The following is a 20776-nucleotide window of genomic DNA, read 5'->3' as shown; positions in this document are numbered from 1 at the left end:
CGGATCAATCCTTTGGCAGGCCTTGTTCGGCCAGATCGGCGAACAACCCGGTCATTGCCACCAACGCCTGATGCGACAGGGATTTCAGGATATGTTCGTTGGGCGCGTGCTGCGAGCAACCCGCATAGGAATGCGGCACCCAGATCGTCGGCAGGCCCAGCACCTCGGCAAAGCAATCGTTGGGCAGCGAGCCGCCAAGGTTGGGCAGGATGTCCGGCGCTGTGCCCACGCTTTTTTCAATCGACGCACTGGCAAAGCGGACCATCGGGTGATCTGGGTCCAGCCGTGTCGCGGGGAAATTGTTGCGGCTGTGCGCGACGATCTTGACCTTGTCGAACCCTTCGCGGTCCAGATGGCGGCGCAGGGCGGGCAGGATGTCGTCAACCTCGGTGCCGACCACGAACCGCAGCTGGCAAGTGGCGCGGGCGGATCCGGCGATGGCGTTGACGGGTGCGGCGGGCACGCCTGCGGTCATGGCCAGAATGGCAAAGCTGTTCCAGCCGAACACGCGTTCGGCGGGGGTCAGGTCCGCTTCACCCCAATCGGCGTCAAGGACGATGCCGGTGTCATGGGCGGGCAGGGCGGCCAGCACCTCGCGGATGCGGGGGGTCAGGCTGGTCGGGCGCCACTCCGGCACGCGGATCTGGCCGCGCGCGTCGGTGATGCTGGCCAAGGCGTGCGACAGGATCATCGCGGGGTCGGCCAGCAGACCGCCGAAGTTGCCCGAGTGGTTGGCCCCCTCGCGCAGGTTGACCTCAAGGTCAAAGCTGGCACCGCCGCGCGATCCGGTAAAGATCGTTGGGGCGGCAGGGCGCAGGCGCGGGCCGTCGGACGCGATGAACACATCCGCCTTCAGCAGGTCGGCGTTGGCGGTGCAGAATTCCTTCAGGCCCGGCGATCCGGCCTCTTCGCCCATTTCGATGATGATCTTGGCGTTAAAGCCCAGATGGCCCTGCGCCTTCAGCACAGCCTGCATCGCGCGCAGGTTGATCAGGTGCTGGACCTTGTTGTCGGCGGCACCCCGCCCGTACAGGCGGTCGCCCTCCTCGATCAGCTCGAACGGCGTCAGCCCCTCGCGCCACTGGCCCTCTTGCGCGCGCACCACGTCGCCGTGGCCATAGGTCAGGACCGTGGGCAGGCTTGCATCCTCGATCCGCTCGGCGGTCAGGATGGGCGGGCCGTCGGGCACGGGGTTGTCATGGAACTGGCAGGTGAATCCCATGGCTTCCAGCATCGGGGCCATGTCGTCGTGCAGATAGGCGTGCAGGTGCGGCTTGCCGCGCGGATCCTGGCTTTCGGTCGGGCGGGACACCAGCGTGGCCAGCTCGCGTTGGAAATCACCATCGTCGAAATAGGTTTCGATATTGGCGCGGGCAGAGTCTTGCAGGGTCATTCAAGGGGCCTTTTTGGTTTCAGGTTCAGCCACGCCATCGCCCCAGGGGGACATGGTTTCCGTGGTGCCGGAGTTGCTGGTGCCCTCGCGCATCACCCCTGCGGGGCAGGCAAAGGCAAAGGGGAAGGGCAGCCGTTGCGCCAGCGCCAGCGGGAAGTTGTCCGCCAGCGCGTCGGCCACGGGACCGGCAAGGCGTTCGTCTGCCACAACCTGCGCACCGCCCGAGGCGTCGATGCGCGGCGCTTCGATGGCGTCCTGCATCGACATGCCCTGTTCCATCAGGTGGCCGCTGATCTGCGCCACGGCGGGCATGATCTTGCGGCCGCCCGAGGCCCCCAGCGCAAAGCGGCGGGTGGGGGTTTCGCCGACGACGGGGCAGACGTTCATCAGACAGGCTTTGTCGGGACCCAGAGAGTTGGGCTTGCCCGGCTCGGGGTCGAACCACATGATGCCGTTGTTCAGGCTCAGGCCGGTCGAGGGCGACACCACCTTGGAGCCGAAGATCGACAGCAGCGTTTGTGTCATCGCCACCATGTTGCCCGCGCTGTCCACGATGGAAAAATGCGTGGTGCAACCGGGGGCCTTGGCGCTTTCGTGGTCGCCCATATTGGTCAGCCGTTCGGCATAGGCTGCACGCAGCCCGTTGGCGCGGGCGACATAGGCGGCGGGGCTGTCGGCGTCGGCGGCCTCATAGCCATCCTGCCAGCGGGTCAGGGCGTCCGCTAGCGTGGGGCCGGCGGTCAGGCCCGGCATGGCGTGGATGGTGCCATCGCGGAAGGGGATCGCCAGCGGATCGGACCATCTGGCGTTGTAGTCGCGCATGTCGTCCATCGACAGGAAGCCGCCCTTGTCGGTCACGTCACGCACAAGCGCCGCAGCGATGTCGCCGCGATAGAAGGCCGCTTCGCCTTCGCGGGCAAGCTGTTCCAGCGTTTCGGCCATCTTGCTTTGGTCCAGCCGCTGATCGGCCAGCGCGGTCCAGCCGGAGCCTTTGGGCCATTGGCCATCGTCCAGATACAGCGCCGCCGCGTCCGGGTCCAACGCCAGATCGCGGGCGCTGGAGGCGATGATGAGGGCCGCGTACCAATCCACGTGCAAGCCGCGTTTGGCCAGATCGACTGCGGGGGCCAGCAGCGTGTCCCACGGCATCCGGCCAAAGCGGCCGTGTGCGGCGGAAATGCCCGCCATCGTGCCGGGCACGGCGACCGAGGTGGCACCGGTGACGTTGCGGTCCTCGACCACGGCTTCCCATGGGAACAGGTCCGATGCCTTGCCGGCACCCGACAGCGGATAGTGTGACACGTCCAGCGTGGCGGAGGACCGCATGCCATAGTTCAGCGCATGGGCGCGACCTTCGTCTTCGCGCCACAGCATCATGGCACCGCCGCCCATGGGGCCGGACATCCACGGTTCGACCACGCCAATGGCAAAGCTTACGGCGACGGCGGCGTCGACCGCGTCACCGCCTGCGGCGAGGACTTCGGCCCCGACTTCGGCGGCGACCACATGCTGGGCTGCGACGACACCGCCCGAGGTGGCGGTGACACCCGGCTTGCGGGTCTGCTGGCTGCGCGAAAATGATCCGCTCATGCGATAGCCGGGGGCAGGGTTGCGATGTCGGGCACATCCCAATGTTTGCCCGGCTGCGCATCCAGCAGCATCCTGGTGTAGGGGTGCGATGGCGCGCCAAAGACCTCTTCCACGGTGCCGCGTTCCACCACATCGCCCTGCTGCATGACGATCAGCGTGTCACAAACCTGTGCCGCGACGCGCAGGTCGTGGGTGATGAACAGGACCGTCAGCCCCATCCGGTCGCGGATTTCGTTCAGCAGTTTCAGCACCTCTTTTTGCACTGAAACGTCCAGCGCCGACACCGCTTCATCCGCGATCAGGATTTTCGGTTCGACCATCAGGGCGCGGGCGATACAAATCCGCTGGCGTTGGCCGCCCGAGAACTGGTTGGGATAGCGGTTCAGCACCTCGGGATCGAGCCGCACGATCTTCATCAGCTCGCGGGCGCGTTCCATGGCCTTCGCGCGGTTCTCGCCAAAGTTCACCGGCCCCTCGACCAGTTGATCGCCAATGGTCCGGCGCGGGTTGAGTGAGCCGTAGGGGTCCTGAAACACGATCTGGATGTGCTTGCGATAGGGGTGCAGGTCGTGGCGCGACATCAGCGCGATATCCTTGCCTTCAACCGAGACCACACCGCTTTCGGGGTCTTCCAGACGGATAAGGCATTTGACCAGCGTCGACTTGCCCGAGCCGCTTTCGCCCACGATGCCCAGGGTTTCGCCCTGATGGACGGTAAAGTTCACGTCCTTGCAGGCATGAACGGTACGCGCGGCCCGGAACATGCCGCCGGCGACGTGATAGGTCTTGTTCAGGTTCGACACCTTCAGCACTTCGTGGCTGGTGATCGGTGCGGGCACATCGCGGGTGCGGCGCGGCACCGCGTCGATCAGCAGGCGGGTGTAGGGGTGTTGCGGGCGGTTCAGGACCTCTTCGGCGGTGCCCTGTTCGACGATACGCCCATGCTGCATCACCACGACGCGGTCGGCAATCTCGGCCACCACGTCAAAGTCGTGGGTGACGAACATGATCCCCGCGTCATGCTTTTCGCGCAGCTCCTTGAACAGATGCAGGATCTGCTGCTGCGTCGACAGGTCCAGCGCGGTTGTCGGTTCGTCCGCGATCAGCAGCGCAGGGTCCAGGGCCAGAGCCATGGCGATCACGATGCGCTGGCGCTGGCCGCCCGACAGCTGATGCGGGTAAGAGTTGTAAATGCGCGGCGGGTCGGGCAGGTGCACCTCTTCCAGCAGCCTGATCGTGCGCGCCTTGCGTTCGGCGGCACCCAGATCGGTGTGCTGCTGGAACATCTCTTCGATCTGGTCGCCCACGGAATAGCAGGGGTTCAGGGCCGACATGGGCTCCTGAAAAATCATTGCCATGCGACGGCCCCGCAGGTCGCTGTGCGCGCGCTTGGACAGTTTCAGCAGGTCGTGCCCGTCAAAGCGGATCTCGCCCTGCGAGGGCGACAGCGCCTTCGGAAGCAGGCCCATGGTGGTGAAGGCGGTGATCGACTTGCCCGAGCCGCTTTCGCCCACGATACAGACAATTTCCTTGGGCATGACCTGCAAGGACAGGTTTTCGACGGCATGGGCGCGGTCGGCGGCCTTGGGCAGGTCAACGGTCAGGTTCTGGATGGACAGGATAGGATCGGTCATCAGTTGCGCCCCTCCGGTGCGGTGACATCGCGCAGGCCATCGCCCAGCATGTTGATGGCAAGAACAAGAAAGAACAGGGCCACGCCGGGAATGGTGATCAGCCAGGGTTCGAACAGCAGCATGTCCTTGCCTTCGGAAATCATCAGGCCCCAGGAGGGGGTGGGCGGTTGCACGCCAAGCCCGAGGAAGGACAGCGCCGCCTCAAGGATGATGGCATGGGCCATTTCCAGCGTGAAGATCACGATCAGGTGGTTCATGACATTGGGCAGGATGTCCTTGAACAGGATGCGCGGCAAGGATGCACCCAGCACTTCGGCGGCGGCGACATATTCCTGTTCGCGCACCTGCATCGTGGCCGAGCGCAGCACCACGGCAAAGCGGTCCCACAGCAGCAGACCCAGAACCGAGACGACGACAACCAGCGAGCCGCCGAACAGTGCCACGACGGCCAGCGCCACCAGCACGACGGGCATGGCCAGCCGCACGTTGATCAGGAAGGTCACGACCATGTCGACCTTGCCGCCGAAATAGCCGGCCAGAATGCCCAGAGTCGAGCCGATGATGCCCGAGATGACAGCGGCCAGAATGCCGATCATCAGCGAGATACGCGCGCCATAGGCCAGCCGTGCCCAGAAATCGCGGCCCAGCCCGTCGGTGCCCAGCCAGTGTTCGGATGTGCCACCCAGAAAGACCGGAGGTTTCATTCGCGCCAGCAGGCTTTGCTGGTAAGGGTCATATTGGGTCAGCAGCGGGGCAAAGATTGCTACGCACAGGACAATCAGCATGACAACGGCACCGAACATCAGGCCCTTGTGGCGCAGGGCGCGTCGGCGCATCGCCTGTCCGGGTGTCAGTGGCTTGTTGCGGGGGGCCTGCAGGGGCTGGTCGGTGGGTGTGGTTGTATCGGTCATGTCTATCCTCAGCCCACGCGCAGCCGTGGATCCAGCCATGCGTTCAGAACGTCAGCCAGGAAGGTGAACAGAATATAGAAGGTGGAAAAAATCAGGATCAGCGCCTGCATGGTCGGCAGGTCGTTGCGGGCGATGGATTCCCAGGCCAGATAGCCGGCCCCATGCAGGGCAAAGACGGTTTCGACCACGATCGAGCCGCCCAGCATGAATCCCATCTGGACCGCCGCCAGGCTGACCACGGGAATGATCGCATTGCGCAGGGCGTGTTTGAACATCACCTTGCGGGTGCGCAGCCCCTTGGCCCGCGCGGTGCGGATATAGTCGGAGGACAGCACTTCCATCATCCCCGCCCGCGTCAGACGCATGATGGCAGGGGTGGCGTAATAGCCCAGCACGACGGTGGGCAGGACAAAATGCTGCCAGGTCTCATTGCCCGAAGCAGGCAGGAGGCGCATCTTGATCGAGAAGATGACAATCAGGATCAGGCCGAACCAGAAGGACGGGATGGCCTGACCGACCACGGACAGAAACAGCGCAAAGCGGTCGATTATCGAATTCGGATTGGCCGCCGCCGCCACGCCCAGCGGGATCGCCACCGCCAGCGCAAGCGTGATGGCAAAGAGGCCCAGCTTCATGGTGACGGTCAGGCGGTCGGCGATCAGCTCGGTCACTGACATGTCGAAATACCACGAACGTCCCAGGTCACCTGTCACGGCCGAGCCCAGCCAGTCGCCGTATTGCACGATCATCGGCCGGTCAAAGCCGTAACGTGCGTTGACCAGCGCGATATCTTCCGAAGTGGCGTTCTCGCCCGCAATGGCAACAGCCGGATCGCCTGCCATGAACAACAGGCTGAAACTGATGAATGAAACGGTCAGGGCCACCAAGAGGGCAAGACCGAAACGTTTGAGTATGTAGACGGCCATCGTGCGTCACCTTCCGGGCAAAGAAACAGGCACGGGCCGCGCAAAAGATGCCGCGCGGCCCGTCAAAGGTTATTTCCAGGCGAAATCCGCGAAACGGATGACTTCGTCGTCTGTGGGTGTGTAGTCCAGCTCTTTGCTGAGCACATAGTTCACGTTGTAGGTCCACAGCGGCACCCAATAGGCCTCTTCGGCGATCTTGGCATGTGCCTTGCTGTAGAGCTCTTCACGCCTGGCACGGTCGGTGATGGAACCTGCTTCTTTCACCCATTCGATGATTTCCGGGTCATGCGCATCGTCCAGCTCGCCGCCGGTAAAGAATTCACCGGTGATCGCCGAGACGTCGGGCAGCGAATAGGAACCCCATGTCTGGAAGGAAATCGGCACCTCGTCCTTTGTGCGTTTCTCGCGCAGGGCGGCGTATTGCAGGTAGTTGAAGTTGGTCTTGATCCCGACCGCATTCAGAAAGCCCATGAGCGCTTCGGCATAGGGCCGGTCGCGGTAGGCGTAGAAGTCGATCTCGAAACCATCGGGATAACCTGCTTCGGCCAGCAGCGCCTTGGCCTTCTCCGGGTCATAGTCATAGGACTTGACGGTAAGGTCGCAACCGAACTGGATCGGTGCGCAGCCTGCATTCACGATTTCGGAGGAACCTTTGACCAGCGCATCGACAATCGCCTGACGGTCGATGGCGTGATAGATCGCCTGACGGACCGCTTTCTTGGTCATCGGGCCATCTGGGTCGACAGCGCCCTGGGCGTCCATCGTGATATAGCCGATGCGCATCGCCTGCGCGTTGACCACGTCAAAACGGTCATCCATCTCGGCCAGTTTCTCTGCCTGATCGGCGGGGACGTTCCACAGGAAATCCAGACCGCCGTTGAACAGCTCCGCCACTTGGGTGTTCATGTCGGGGATCGTCTTGACCTCGATCTTGCCGATCTTGCCCTTGCCTTTGGGGCTGTCGTGATAGTTTTCGTTCAGGCTCAGCTCATAGAGTTTGCCTGCTTCGACCTTGTCGACCTTGTAGGGGCCGGTGCCCACGGGATTGGTGTTCATGCCGGTCGGGCCAACTTCGGCGTAATATTCGTCGGGATACATGACCACAACGCTTGCCAGATATTCTTCGGCCGGCGGGAAGGGCGCATTCAGAATGATGCGGACGGTATTATCGTCAACCTTCTCCGCGCTCTTCATCCAGCTGACGTTGGTCATCACCTTGACGCCGTTTTCCGGGTTGGTGACAAAATTGACTGTGTGGACCACATCGTCGGCGTTGAAGACCTCGCCGTTGTGAAAGGTCACGCCCTCACGCAGTTTGAATTCGACGGTGACATCGTCAATCCAGGTCCATTCGGTCGCAAGGTTGCCCGAGATTTCGCCCGAGATCGGATCACGGAACAACAGGGCGTCCCAGACGCCACGGGTGAACAGAATCCCTTCGCGCGCAGAATTGTAATAGGTGTCGACCGATTCCAGTTCCTTGGTGAAGGCCACACGCAGCGTGTCATCGGCCTTGTCCGCAAATGCGGGTGCGGCGGCCAACAGGCTCAGCGCAGTGCCGGTCATCAGGTTTTTCGATGTCATGGTAGTCCTCGCTGTTACGTTGTTCGGGATGATGTATTTTTATTCTTGTTTTTGTATACAACATCGGCTGATTGTAATTGGTCAAGCAAATACTGCATTTTCATGTGACACATCCCCGGCAACAACCCGCCTGATGCTTATTTGGGCTTTGTCGGCAGGGTATCGCTGGTACACCCGTTGCCCGGGGGCAATGGTAAGGATGTCGCCACTCCTTTCAGACAGGCAGTTCTTGCAGGCCGGAATGAAATTCTCGTGACAGGTCGCTAAGATGCAGCCGCTTTCAGGCCCGCCATCAGGCTTTGAAACCGCTCGCCCTGAACGTTCACATGGTCGCGCAGCGCATTGGCGGCGGCGTTGGAATCGCCTGCCGTCAGCGCCTCCACAATCGCCTCATGTTCGGTCAGCGATTGCGGCATCCGCCCGCGAAGGCGCAGTTGCTGGCGGCGAAAGGGGCGCAGGCGTTTTTGCAGTTTCAGGCTTTCCTGCTCAAGAAAACTGTTGCCCGATTCGCGGTAGATCGTGGCGTGGAACTTTTCGTTTTCCATATAATACAGGTCGGTGTCCTGCGCATCCGAAGCCGCCTGGCAGCGCGTATTGGCCAATCGCAGCTCGTCCAGTGCATCATCGGACATGCGTCGTGCGGCCAGTCTGGCGCAGACCGCTTCCAGTTCGGCCATCACCTCGAACATCTCCAGCAGTTCAAGGGGCCCGGGCTGACGCACGAAAGCACCACGTCGCGGGATCAGGGTGACCAGCCCTGAACTTTCCAGACGTTGCAGCGCTTCGCGCAGCGGCGTGCGTGACACACCGAATTGTTCGGCCAGCCGCACCTCGTCCAGACGATCGCCGTCGGCAAAGGTGCCGTCGAAAATCATTTGCTCCAAAGAATTTGCGATGTTCACCGCACTGCGTTGTTCCATGTAGAAAAGCTAGCTTGGTGCTAGGAAGCACGCAATAACTAATATCTTGTATACAAAATAATTGACCTGAAAAACATGATGCGTCTATGATCCACCCATCACCTCCGGCGGTTTACCCCGTCAGGCACAGAAAATGCGACTAAAATACAGGCACTTCTCACGCCGCCCCTGACGCGCGGCACCTCATCGCTTGCGGCACTCCGCCATAAGGACTTGCACCATGACGATACTTGCTGACTTGCTGTCGACCATGTTCGAAAGGCGCTACCGCCCCTTTGGTCAGGATCGCCCGTCAACCCGCCCGATTGCGGCCCTCACCGCCGATCTGCTTGGCAGTGCCGGCGAAACGACGGAACAGGCGCTTGCCCAGGACATTCTGGGAAAATTCGCAAGTCTTGATGATGCAGGCAAACTGGCCTTCCTGCAGCACCTGGCGCGTGACATGAACATCGACCCCGAAATCGTGCGGTCCGCGCTGGATGCCTATGAACAGGCGCCGTCAAAAGCGACCTACCGGGCCTTCCTGAACGCGGCCGAGCCACAGCGGCAGGAGCTGATCCGGCGCCTGAACCGCGCGCCGGGCGCCACCGGCGCACTGGTCAGGATGCGGGCCGACCTGCTGTCGCTGGCCGGTGATGACCCGGAACTGGCGGCACTTGATCTGGATTTCCGGCACCTTTTCGCATCCTGGTTCAACCGCGGTTTTCTGGTGCTGCGCCCGATCAGCTGGGAGAGCCCCGCCCATATCCTGGAAAAGATCATCGCCTATGAGGCGGTCCATGCCATTCACAGCTGGGACGACCTGCGCCGCCGGTTGCAACCCAAAGACCGCCGCTGCTTTGCCTTCTTCCATCCCGCCATGCCGGATGAGCCGTTGATCTTTGTCGAGGTGGCGCTGACCAAGGGGATTCCCGGTTCCATACAGGCGCTGCTGGCCGAAGACCGCGCAGCGCTGAACCCCGAGGCCTGCGACACGGCAGTGTTCTATTCGATCTCGAACTGCCAGGCCGGGCTGGCCAGCATTTCCTTCGGCAATTCGCTGATCAAGCAGGTGGCGGCGGACCTTGCCGCGGAACAGGCAGGGCTGAAGACCTTTGTCACCCTCTCGCCGATCCCGCTTTTGACCAAATGGGCGGCCCTGAACAACATCAAGATGCCCGAGACGCCCGCAATGCGGCGCGCGCTGGCGGCGCATTACCTGCTGGATGCAAAGGGCAGGGGGGATGCGCCCTATGATCCGGTGGCGCGCTTTCATCTGGGCAATGGCGCGCTTGTCCATGCGGTACATGCCGATGCCGATTCCTCGGCCAACGGGGTGGCCAATTCAGGCGGTGTGATGGTCAATTACCTCTATGACCTGTCAGCCGTCTCACAGAACCTCGAAAACTTTGCCACCAAGGGCAAGATCGTTGCCAGCGCGGAAGTCACCGCCTTGGCGAAGACATTTGTCAACGCGACGACCTCGGAAAGATAACGCCATGCCAAACCCGCTTTACGATACTTTGTTCGGTGCTCATCTGGGGCGCGACGCAGCTTTTCTGCACCTGATCGACGGTACAACGCTGAGCTATTCGGACTTTCTGAAACAGACCGCGCAGATCGCCCATGTGCTGACCGGACTGGGATTGCAGCCGGGGGCCCGCGTGGCGGCACAGGTGCATAAATCACCCCAGGCACTGGCGCTGTTTGCGGCCTGCGCCCAGGCCGGGCTGGTGTTCCTGCCGTTGAACACCGCCTACACCACATCTGAACTGACCTATTTCATCAAGGACAGCGGCGCGGCGCTGGTGGTCTGTGACCCGAGCGCGGTTTCGGCGCTCACGCCCGTCGCAGATGAACTGGGCGCGCTGGTCGAGACGCTGGATGCCGAAGGTGCCGGGTCGCTTGTCACAAAGGCGGAAAGTGCGCCGGATCGCTTTGACACCGTTGAGCGCAGCGCAGATGACCTGGCCGCGTTTCTTTACACTTCCGGCACCACGGGAAGATCGAAAGGGGCGATGCTGACGCAGACCAACCTGCTGTCGAATGCCGCGACCCTGGCAAAGGAATGGCGGTTCACCGCGCAGGACGTGCTGCTGCATGCCCTGCCGATCTTTCACACCCACGGTCTGTTCGTTGCCACCAATGTGACCCTGATCGCCGGTGGCAGCATGATATTCATGCCCCGCTTCGATGTGGATCAGGTGCTGTCCCTGATGCCCCGCGCCACAACGATGATGGGTGTGCCCACGTTCTACACACGTCTTCTGGACGATGCCCGCTTCACCCGGCAGTCCGCTGATCATATGCGGGTTTTCATATCGGGGTCTGCGCCCCTGCTGGCCGAGACACATGTGCAGTTCGAGGCCCGCACCGGCCAGCGGATTCTTGAACGATACGGCATGACAGAGACGAATATGAACACTTCCAACCCTTATGTGGGTGAACGCCGCGCCGGCACTGTCGGCTTTCCGCTGCCGGGGGTCGAGTTGAAGGTCTGCGATCCAGCCAGCGGCGAAGCCCTGCCGCAAGGTGAGGTCGGCGTCATCGAGGTGAGGGGCGCCAATGTGTTCAAAGGCTACTGGAACATGCCCGAAAAAACCGCCGAGGAACTTCGGAACAACGGCTTTTTCATCACCGGTGATCTGGGGATGATCGACGCCGACGGTTATGTCAGCATCGTAGGCCGGGGCAAGGACCTGATCATCTCGGGCGGCTACAACATCTATCCCAAGGAAATCGAGCTGGTGCTGGATGAGCAGGACGGCGTTCTGGAAAGCGCAGTCATCGGCGTGCCACATCCGGACTTTGGCGAAACGGTGGTTGGTGTACTGGTCCCAAAGCAGGACAAGACGCCCGATACGGATGCGATCATGGAGGCGGTCAAGGGTCCGCTGGCGCGCTTCAAGCACCCGCGCCGGCTGGTTGTGGTCGACAGCCTGCCGCGCAATACCATGGGCAAGGTCCAGAAAAACCTGCTGCGGGACACCTACAAGGACATGTTCGTCTCCGGCTGAGGGGGTGACGTGGGCGGCAAGAGCCGCCCACATCGGGCATTCGCTGCCGGTTCAGCCGTCTTTGTAGTAATAGCTGTAGCCGTTCAGGGCCGGTGCGCCGCCAAGGTGGGCATAGAGCACCCGCGATCCTTCGGGAAAGAACCCCTTGCGCGTCAGGTCGATCATGCCTTGCATGGATTTCCCTTCGTAAACCGGGTCGGTCATCATCGCCTCGGTCTGTGCTGCAAGCCGGATTGCGTCATTGGTTTCATCCGACGGGACACCATATGCGGGATAGGCGTAATCGGGGTTGATCACGATATCATCCTCGGTGATTTCCTGGCCAAGTCCAACCAGTTCGGCGGTCTTGCGGGAAATCTCCGTGACCTGGGCGCGGGTCTGTTCCACGGTGGCCGAGGCGTCGATCCCGATCACGCGGTCGGCGCGGCCCTGGTTCTTGAAGCCCACGATCATGCCGGCCTGTGTCGAGCCGGTGACGACGCAGACCACGATGTAATCGAACTTGAAGCCCAGCTCTTCTTCCTGCTCCGCCACTTCCTCGGCAAAGCCGATATAGCCCAACGCGCCGAATTTATGCACGGAGGCGCCCGCCGGAATGCCATAGGGCTTGCCCCCGGCATCGCGGACCGACTGCATCGCGTTTTCCCAGCTTTCGCGGATGCCGATGTCAAAACCATCGTCGACAAGTCGCGAATCCGCGCCCATCAGACGGGTCATCAGGATGTTGCCGACGCGGTCATAAACGGCGTCGAAATGGGGCACCCATTTTTCCTGCACCACAACACATTTCATGCCGATCTTGGCCGCGGTTGCCGCCACCATCCGGGTGTGGTTCGACTGAACGCCACCGATGGACACAAGCGTGTCAGCACCCGATGCGATGGCATCCGGCACGATATATTCCAGCTTGCGCAGCTTGTTGCCGCCCATGGCCAGACCGGAATTGCAGTCATCGCGCTTGGCATAGATTTCGACCTTGCCACCCAGAGCGGCGGTCAGCCGGGGCAGGTGGTCAATCGGGGTCTTGCCGTAGGTCAGCGGATACCGTTCGAATTTCTCAAGTAGTGACATGGCTATCTCCAGTTTGGGTCGCCCCGTGATAGCAACGGATTTGTGAAATGTCCTTTCAAAGTATATGGTTCATTTCTATATTTTCGTGCCTGAAGCCATCAAAGCCTCCTAAAATCTTCAAAAATCTCGAACATTCTGAAAGAATACGTCATCCAGTGATTCCAGCGAATCATCGCCTGCGGCGGCACCCCTGTGCGTTCCGCCGAGTTTCAGAGGTAACATGTTGAAAGATAACCCATCCCGCGCGCTCGACCGGACTGAACTGGCGCTTTTGCAACTGCTGCAGGCGGACGGGCGGCTGACCAATGCAGAACTGGCGCAACGAACCAATGTCAGCCCCGCAACCTGCCATCGCCGGACCCAGCGCCTGTTCGATGAGGGATACATCACCGGCGTGCGGGCCATGGTTGACCCACATAAGGTCGGCCTGGGGGCCCTGGTGATGGTCGGCATCGTCCTGGACCGTTCCACCCCCGAAAGCTTTGCCGCCTTCGAGGCTGCGATCACCAAGGAGGCGTCGATCCTGGATTGTGATCTGGTGGCCGGGGATTTCGATTACCTGTTGCGGATCAGGGTGTCTGACATCGCGGATTTCAACCGGTTCCACACCCAAAAGCTGATCTCGCTTCCCGGTGTCCGGCAAGCCCGGACCTTTTTTGTGATCAAGGAAGTAAAGGCGAATGCGCCGATGGATTTTTGAAATGTCAGCGGCGGGCAGGCCCAAAGCCGACACCCTTGATCATCGGCCTTGATCCTTGCCTGGATCATGCTGCCGCCCCTGTGCCGTAGCGCCCTCTGCCGATCTGATGGATGCAGCGATCGTTTCGCGGGCCCATTTCAGCATTTCTGAATGAAGGTTTACCGCGGTCCATATCAGCAGCAGATTGCAGGCCTTGCCGGACCTGACGACCAAGCCTTGACAGGCACGGTCTGGCGCTTTGCCGGTGACAGGCTTTCTGCGGTGGAAACAGTATACAACGCCAAAACCCATATGCAGGCGCGCAAGCGTCTGGCCGGAGCGCCGATTGACCGCGCGTCACTGGTCGCGGCGGGGATGGATATAAACGCTGTGCAGCGGAATTAAATTTACATAATTCTGCTTATCAGCCTTACAGAATCCAACTATACTTCGTGACCGACGCGGCGGAGGTCCGGACGGCGCCCTTTCCACCTTTCCCAAGCGCGGAACCAAGGCCGCAGGCCGCCGCGCTATCCGGTTCAGGCAAGGTCGATATCAATACCCGCCTCACCCCATACCGCCATCTTGCGGTCGATGGTCTTGCGCGACACCCCCAGCCGCCGTGCGGCCTCTGCCCGGTTTCCTTTGCACAGATCCAGAACATGTAACACGTGCCGCTGTATCACCAGGTCCAGATCTTCGATTGCCCGCGTCCCGGCGACGGAACCATGGCCCGAAAAACCCTCGGGGAAAGCGCCGAGGATGACCGACCGTTCGATCAGATTGCGCAGTTCGCGCACATTTCCGGGCCAGTCATAGCGCCGCAGTTTCAGCAGGGTTTCCGCATCAAGCCGCAGCGCGGGCATGCCCAGGACCGTCGAAAACTGTTCCATGAACAATGCCGCCAGTTCGACGATGTCTTCGGACCGGTCTTTTAGCGGCGGCATCTCGATCTCGACCACATTGATCCGGTGATAGAGATCGGCGCGGAAACGGCCCTCTGCCACCGCTTTTTCCAGGTTGGCGTTGGTGGCAAACAGGAACCGCAGGTCCAGCGGTATCTCCCGCTCGCCCCCCTGCGGGCGGATGGTCTGGTCTTCCAGCACCCGCAAGAGCGCCGCCTGCAATGCCTCCGGCATCTGCGCCACCTCGTCCAGAAACAACGTGCCGCCGTCCGCCAGCAGTAACAGCCCCGGCTTTAACGTCTCATTGCCCTCCACCGACCCGAACAGCTCCGGTACGATCCGGTCCGGAGAAATGGCGGCGCAGTTCACGGCGACAAAGGGCTTGTCGCTGCGGTCTGACATCTGGTGCAACTGGCGCGCTGCCAGTTCCTTGCCGGTGCCGCTGGCCCCGGTGAACAGAACCGGTGTCGGCAGCGGCGCCAGACGGGTCAACATGCGGCGCACCGCCCCCAGGGCCTGCGATTTGCCCAGCATCTGCACCGCTGTTCCCGCATGCAGCTCGCGGCGCAGCAATGTGTTGTCCCGGCGCAGGTTCTTGCGGTCCAGCGTGCGCGACACCGCGCCCAGAATCTGATTGGTCCGAAACGGTTTGAGCACAAAGTCACTGACGCCCGCCCGCAGCGCGGCGATCGCGGTTTCCAGATCCGCATAGGCGGTGATCAGGATCGTGTCAGCATAGAACCCCTTGCGGCGCTGTTCGTTGACCCACTCAAGCCCGGTCTTGCCCGGCATGACGTTGTCCAGCACCACCACGTCAAAATGCGCCGCATCCAGCAGCTTCGTCGCCTCGGCCGGCGAGGCCGCCTGCGCCACCCGTTTCACCCGCGGTTCCAGAATCTTGGTCAGGAAATGCCGCATGCCCGGCTCATCGTCGATAATCAGAACCGACGCGCCCTCAAGCGTGCCGCCGTATTCGTCCCGTACCGCCATGGCGCAATTTATCCCCGCAGGTCAGTCCAATCTGACATTACCACTGGAATAAACGTCCTGAGAGGAAAAGCCCATCTCGTGCAGGCCGAAATAGGCCACGACACCGATCACCATGATCCCGGCAAAGCCTGCAAACATCACTTTCATCGCCTGTTTCCTTTTGCGTAGGTCCCGGGGGCAATCATTCCGCAGGGCTCCGATGCTCGGTCTCTCTGACCTTTTCCAGCCAGATCGAATGGTGCTGCTCCGCCCAGTTCACGTCAACCTCGCCAGACCCCATCGCGTCATAGGCGCCTTCCATGCCCAGCGTCCCGATATAGATGTGGCCAAAAATGATCGCCATCATGACGAAACCGATGATGGCATGCCACAGCTGGGCATATTGCATCTCTTCCTGCGGGGCCAGATTGACGGGCAATGTGCCAAACCCCAGGGCCTGCGGCAGGCCGGTGTCGTTCAGCACCGCAAAGGTATGTCCGAACAGCGGCATGTCGAAGGGGAACAGCATCGACAGGCCCGATACAGAGACCGATGCGCCCAGCAGGATCACCGACCAGAAAATCAGCTTCTGCCCGGCGTTGAACTTCTTGGCGGGCGGGTGTTTCTTGCCGATGATGCCGCCGCCATAGCGGACCCAGGTCAGGTCAGTGCGGTCGGGCAGATTGTGCCAGACCCACATCACGAACACCATCACCAGCGCAATCATGAACGCCCATGAGACGTTGTCGTGGATGTATTTTGTCCCCGTCAGCAGGGCCGAGTTGAAGCCGTGGCCAAAGGCCGGAATCAACACCTTGCGGCCGAACAGGGACAGCAGCCCGGTAACCGCCAGCAGGATGAAGGACCCTGCGAGCATCCAGTGGGCAAAGCGTTCAATCGCCTTGAACCGGGTGACAGTGCGCCCCGACATGCCGTCCTCGACCCGCACACGGCCGCGCAGCATGAAAAACACAGCCAGAATGGCCAACGTGCCCAGCAGCAGCCAGCCGCCATAGGTCGGCAAGGCACCACGTCGGATATCCAGCCACCACATGCCCCCATCCTGCACCAGTACTTTGCCGGTGGTGTTCAGGGTGGTCACGCGCACATCCGCCTCGTTATAGCGCAGCGCGCGCCATTGTTCGGCGTCCGAGGTGCCACCCAGCGGCCCCAGCCCGGGTGCGGTGCCTGCATCGCCACCGATGTTGTTGCGGCGGAAGCTGTCGTCAACCGCAAGGCCCTGCTGACGGCGCAGCACGTCCTGAAGCGTTTGCGCCCCGCCGGTCGAGGCGCGGGGCGCATCGACGTTGACCGCGTTGTCGGGGGGTCGCACATCCTGTGCAGAGGCGACGCCGGGCAAGGCCAGCAGTACAAGTACAAACAATGCCATCAGATGGCGCAGCATGGGAAATCCCCCGCATGAAAAACGGTGAAGCGACGGCCCGCAACAACGCGGGCCACCAGATCTGTCATCGGCAAGGGCACCTGGCCCTTGCCTCCCGGGTTACTGACCCTTCTGTTCGTAGGCCGTGCCCCAGCCCCAGGCACCAGAGCCAAAGCCCCGCGCCACCACACGTTCGCGGTAGATGTCAGAGACCACATTGCCATCGCCCGCCAGCAGTGCCTTGGTTGAACACATCTCGGCGCAGATCGGCAATTTGCCTTCCGCAATCCGGTTGCGCCCGTACTTCTGGAACTCCGCCTGGGAATTGTTTTCCTCCGGACCACCGGCGCAGAAGGTGCATTTGTCCATCTTGCCGCGCGAGCCGAAGTTGCCCGCCTGCGGATATTGCGGCGCGCCGAAGGGGCAGGCATAGAAGCAATAACCGCAACCAATGCACAGATCCTTGGAGTGCAGCACCACACCTTCGTCGGTCTGGTAAAAGCAATCCACCGGACAGACCGCCATACAGGGCGCATCCGAACAATGCATGCAGGCGACCGAGATCGAGCGTTCGCCCGGCTTGCCGTCCTGAATGGTCACCACCCGACGGCGGTTGATGCCCCAAGGCACCTCGTGCTCGTTCTTGCAGGCCGTGACACAGGCGTTACATTCGATGCAGCGTTCGGCATCGCAGAGAAATTTTGCTCTGGCCATTGTCTATCTCCTTACGCTGGCATGATTTTGCAAAGAGTCGCTTTGGTCTCTTGCATCTGGGTGACTGAATCGTAGCCATAGGTCTGTACCGTGTTGGTGGATTCCCCCAGCACGATCGGATCGGCCCCATCGGGATATTTGTCCCGCAGGCTGACCCCCTCCATGTGACCGCCAAAGTGGAAGGGCATGAATGCTACCCCCTCGCCCACCCGTTCGGTGACCATGGCCATGACCTTGATCCGCCCGCCTTCCGGGCCTTCGACCCAGACGTCGGCACCGTCGCGGACGCCCAGATTATTGGCATCACGGGTGTTGACCTCGATGTACATGTTCTGTTGCAGCTCGGCCAGCCAGGGGTTCGACCGCGTTTCATCCCCGCCGCCCTCGTATTCGACCAAGCGGCCGGAGGTGAGGATGATCGGGAAGTCCTGCGAAAAGTCATTCTTCTGGATGGAGGCATAGAGCGTCGGCACCCGCCAGAATGTCTTGTCGTCATAGGTCGGATAATCCGCCACCAGGTCGCGGCGGTTGCTGTAAAGCGGTTCACGGTGCAGCGGCACGGGATCGGGGAAGGTCCAGACCACGCAGCGCGCCTTGGCGTTGCCGAAGGGGGCACAACCATGAGCAATCGCGACGCGCTGGATGCCGCCCGACAGGTCGGTCTTCCAGTTCACACCGCCAACCGCCTCCACATAGTCCGATGGCATTTCACCCTGTTGCGAGGTTTCCCCCACCTCTTCGGTGCCTTCTCCGGCGTCCTCCGGTCGCTGGTAGCCCGCGACCATTTCGATGGACTTGCGTTCCTCCGGTGTCAGATCACCATCCCAGCCGAGGTCGATCAGCATCTGCATGGTGAATTCAGGGTATCCATCCTGAATTTCGGAACCTTTGGAATAGACGCCTTCGGCCAGCAGGTTGTCCCCGTCGCGTTCCACCCCGAACCGGGCGCGGAAGGTCAAACCGCCTTCGGCCACCGGCAGCGACATGTCATAGAGGTTCGCCGTGCCGGGGTGGTTCATCTCGGGCGTGCCCCAGCTTGGCCAGGGCAAGCCATAGAAATCACCATCCGCCGGGCCGCCATTGGCCCGCAGCGTGGTCTTGTCGAAGGTGTGCTGGTTTGCCATGTGCATTTTCAGCCGTTCCGGGCTTTGACCGGTATAGCCGATGGTCCACATGCCACGGTTGAACTCGCGGGTCAGATCCTCGACCAGCGGTTCCTCCCCGTTCACCTCGATGTTGCGGAACATGCGGTCCGCAAAGCCGAACTTGGCGGCGAACTTGTACAGGATCGTCTGGTCCGGCAGCGATTCAAACAGCGGTTCGACCACCTTTTCGCGCCATTGCAGCGACCGGTTGGATGCGGTGACAGAGCCCGACGTTTCGAATTGCGTCGAGGCAGGCAGCAGATAGGTGCCATCGGTACGGTCGTGCAGAACGGCGGAGACAGTTGGATAGGGGTCCACCACGACCAGCAGGTCGAGCTTTTCCATCGCCGTTTTCATTTCCTTCTGGCGGGTCTGCGAGTTGGGCGCATGACCCCAAAGCACCATCGCCTTGGTATTGTCGGGCTGTTCCAGATTTTCGCGCGCTTCCAGCACGCCGTCGATCCAGCGCGACACCGGAATGCCCGTCAGCCCCATCATCGGCACGTCTTTGCCGTCAGCGCCTTTCATCGTGGCAAACCGGCCCTTGAGCCAATCCAGGTCTTCTTCCCAGACCCGCGCCCAATGCGCCCATGAACCATCGGACAATCCGTAGTAGCCCGGCAGCGTATCGGCCAGAACACCCAGATCGGTTGCCCCCTGCACGTTGTCATGGCCGCGGAAGATGTTGGTGCCGCCCCCGGCCACACCCATGTTCCCCAGCGCAAGCTGCAGGATGCAATAGGCGCGGGTGTTGTTGTTGCCATTGGTGTGCTGCGTGCCGCCCATGCACCAGATCACGGTGCCGGGACGGTTGTTGGCCAGCGTGCGGGCCACGCGTTTCAGCTGCGCCTCGGGCACGCCTGTGACACGCTCGACCTCGTCGGGTGTCCAGTTGGCCACCTCCTTGCGGATCTCGTCCATGCCCCAGACACGGGTGCGGATGAATTCCTGATCCTCCCAGCCGTTGTCGAAGATGTGGTAGAGAATGCCCCAGACCAGCGCCACGTCCGAACCGGGCCGGAAGCGCACGAATTCATCCGCATGGGCCGCCGTGCGGGTAAAGCGCGGGTCGCAGACGATCAGCGGCGCGTTGTTCTGTTCCTTGGCCTTCAGCAGGTGCTGAAGCGAGACCGGATGCGCCTCGGCGGGATTGCCACCGATGATGAAGATCGCCTTGGAATTGTGGATGTCGTTATAGCTGTTGGTCATGGCGCCGTAGCCCCATGTGTTCGCAACACCCGCCACGGTCGTCGAATGGCAGATACGCGCCTGGTGATCCACGTTGTTGGTGCCCCAATAGGCGGCAAACTTGCGGAACAGATAGGCCTGTTCGTTGGAGTGTTTCGCCGAGCCCAGCCAATAGACGCTGTCGGGGCCGGATGTGTCACGAATCGACATCATCTTGTCGCCGATCTCGTTGATCGCCTGTTCCCAGGAAATGCGCTGCCATTCGCTCCCGACTTTCTTCATCGGGTATTTCAGGCGACGTTCGCCGTGCGCGTGTTCGCGCACCGACGCGCCCTTGGCGCAATGGGCGCCAAGGTTGAAGGGGCTGTCCCATCCCGGCTCCTGCCCGACCCAGACACCGCCCGAGACTTCGGCAATCACCGTACAGCCGACCGAACAATGGGTGCAGACGGATTTCTTGATCTCGATCGCGCCGGTTCCCGCAGCCGAAGCCGCCGTTGCCGGTTTGACGCTGCCTGCTGTGGCGGCAATCGCCGTCAGCCCGCCAATCGCCAGCCCCGACCCGCGCAGAAACGCACGGCGGTCGATCCTGGAACGGGCCACATCCGACAGGATGCTCCCCCGTTGGGCGCTACGTGCAACACCGTTGGTCTTTTTCCTCAACATATTTTCACTCCCTGAACGCGGGATCAGACCCGCATCTGGTGGCTAATGGATGGCAGGGCGCGGGTGCTGCGCGTGCCGGTGTCCATGGCCCGGTGCCGGGC

At 61.6% G+C, this 20776-nt stretch carries 16 protein-coding genes; 3 read left to right on the top strand and 13 right to left on the bottom strand.

Going from position 1 to position 20776, the window contains the following annotated elements; genetic code table 11:
- Positions 1–4 precede the first annotated feature (4 nt).
- From PVW51_RS08375 to PVW51_RS08345, 7 genes are all read right to left on the bottom strand, one after another.
- Positions 5–1393 (bottom strand): M20 family metallopeptidase, encoded by a 1389-nt coding sequence (locus PVW51_RS08375; RefSeq protein WP_274574511.1) that lies wholly within the window; start codon positions 1391–1393, stop codon positions 5–7.
- The gene (locus PVW51_RS08370) at positions 1394–2983 is read right to left on the bottom strand and encodes a gamma-glutamyltransferase (protein WP_274574510.1); all 1590 of its coding nucleotides are present in this window, start codon (positions 2981–2983) and stop codon (positions 1394–1396) included. It lies immediately after the preceding gene.
- Positions 2980–4617, bottom strand: coding sequence for an ABC transporter ATP-binding protein (locus PVW51_RS08365; protein WP_274574508.1), 1638 nt, complete (start codon positions 4615–4617; stop codon positions 2980–2982). Before PVW51_RS08365 ends, PVW51_RS08370 begins: the two co-directional genes overlap by 4 nt.
- Complete coding sequence (locus PVW51_RS08360) at positions 4617–5528, bottom strand: ABC transporter permease (RefSeq protein WP_269360639.1); 912 nt, start codon at positions 5526–5528, stop codon at positions 4617–4619. The genes PVW51_RS08365 and PVW51_RS08360 overlap by 1 nt, the downstream gene beginning before the upstream one ends.
- Positions 5529–5536: 8 nt before the next feature.
- A complete protein-coding gene (locus PVW51_RS08355; RefSeq protein WP_274574507.1) occupies positions 5537–6454 on the bottom strand; it encodes an ABC transporter permease in 918 nt (305 codons plus the stop codon).
- A 69-nt stretch (positions 6455–6523) separates the two neighbouring features.
- A complete protein-coding gene (locus PVW51_RS08350; RefSeq protein WP_274574506.1) occupies positions 6524–8038 on the bottom strand; it encodes an ABC transporter substrate-binding protein in 1515 nt (504 codons plus the stop codon).
- Between the two features lie 263 nt (positions 8039–8301).
- On the bottom strand, positions 8302–8958 hold the full coding sequence (locus tag PVW51_RS08345; RefSeq protein ID WP_114276819.1) for a GntR family transcriptional regulator: 657 nt from the start codon (positions 8956–8958) through the stop codon (positions 8302–8304).
- A 220-nt stretch (positions 8959–9178) separates the two neighbouring features.
- Here PVW51_RS08345 and PVW51_RS08340 point away from each other — a divergent pair, with 220 nt between their 5' ends.
- Together PVW51_RS08340 and PVW51_RS08335 are read left to right on the top strand one after the other, a co-directional pair.
- Complete coding sequence (locus PVW51_RS08340) at positions 9179–10432, top strand: malonyl-CoA decarboxylase (RefSeq protein ID WP_274574505.1); 1254 nt, start codon at positions 9179–9181, stop codon at positions 10430–10432.
- Positions 10433–10436: 4 nt separating this feature from the next.
- On the top strand, positions 10437–11954 hold the full coding sequence (locus PVW51_RS08335; RefSeq protein WP_274574504.1) for a malonate--CoA ligase: 1518 nt from the start codon (positions 10437–10439) through the stop codon (positions 11952–11954).
- A 51-nt stretch (positions 11955–12005) separates the two neighbouring features.
- On the opposite strand, the gene PVW51_RS08330 is transcribed toward PVW51_RS08335, so the two are convergent.
- Positions 12006–13025: a 1-aminocyclopropane-1-carboxylate deaminase gene (locus tag PVW51_RS08330; protein WP_274574503.1), complete on the bottom strand. Its 1020-nt coding sequence runs from the start codon at positions 13023–13025 to the stop codon at positions 12006–12008.
- 220 nt (positions 13026–13245) lie between these two features.
- Here PVW51_RS08330 and PVW51_RS08325 point away from each other — a divergent pair, with 220 nt between their 5' ends.
- Positions 13246–13725, top strand: coding sequence for an Lrp/AsnC ligand binding domain-containing protein (locus PVW51_RS08325; RefSeq protein WP_205388301.1), 480 nt, complete (start codon positions 13246–13248; stop codon positions 13723–13725).
- Positions 13726–14243: 518 nt separating this feature from the next.
- On the opposite strand, the gene PVW51_RS08320 is transcribed toward PVW51_RS08325, so the two are convergent.
- From PVW51_RS08320 to PVW51_RS08300, 5 genes are all read right to left on the bottom strand, one after another.
- Positions 14244–15599 carry a sigma-54-dependent transcriptional regulator gene (locus tag PVW51_RS08320; RefSeq protein ID WP_269360650.1) on the bottom strand — a complete coding sequence of 452 codons (1356 nt, stop codon included), beginning with the start codon at positions 15597–15599 and terminating at the stop codon, positions 14244–14246.
- Between the two features lie 21 nt (positions 15600–15620).
- A complete protein-coding gene (locus tag PVW51_RS08315; protein ID WP_269360651.1) occupies positions 15621–15746 on the bottom strand; it encodes a hypothetical protein in 126 nt (41 codons plus the stop codon).
- Between the two features lie 34 nt (positions 15747–15780).
- Positions 15781–16983, bottom strand: coding sequence for a formate dehydrogenase subunit gamma (locus tag PVW51_RS08310; RefSeq protein ID WP_274574502.1), 1203 nt, complete (start codon positions 16981–16983; stop codon positions 15781–15783).
- Positions 16984–17082: 99 nt separating this feature from the next.
- A complete protein-coding gene (gene fdh3B / locus PVW51_RS08305) occupies positions 17083–17676 on the bottom strand; it encodes a formate dehydrogenase FDH3 subunit beta (RefSeq protein WP_114276808.1) in 594 nt (197 codons plus the stop codon).
- Positions 17677–17687: 11 nt separating this feature from the next.
- Positions 17688–20675 carry a formate dehydrogenase subunit alpha gene (locus PVW51_RS08300; RefSeq protein WP_269360655.1) on the bottom strand — a complete coding sequence of 996 codons (2988 nt, stop codon included), beginning with the start codon at positions 20673–20675 and terminating at the stop codon, positions 17688–17690.
- Positions 20676–20776: the final 101 nt, after the last annotated feature.

This window comes from Sulfitobacter sp. PR48 (assembly GCF_028807335.1).
In the GTDB taxonomy this organism is placed as follows: domain Bacteria; phylum Pseudomonadota; class Alphaproteobacteria; order Rhodobacterales; family Rhodobacteraceae; genus Sulfitobacter.
The sequence above is the reverse complement of the archived record's forward strand: the minus strand, read 5'-3'. Positions and strand labels throughout refer to the sequence as shown.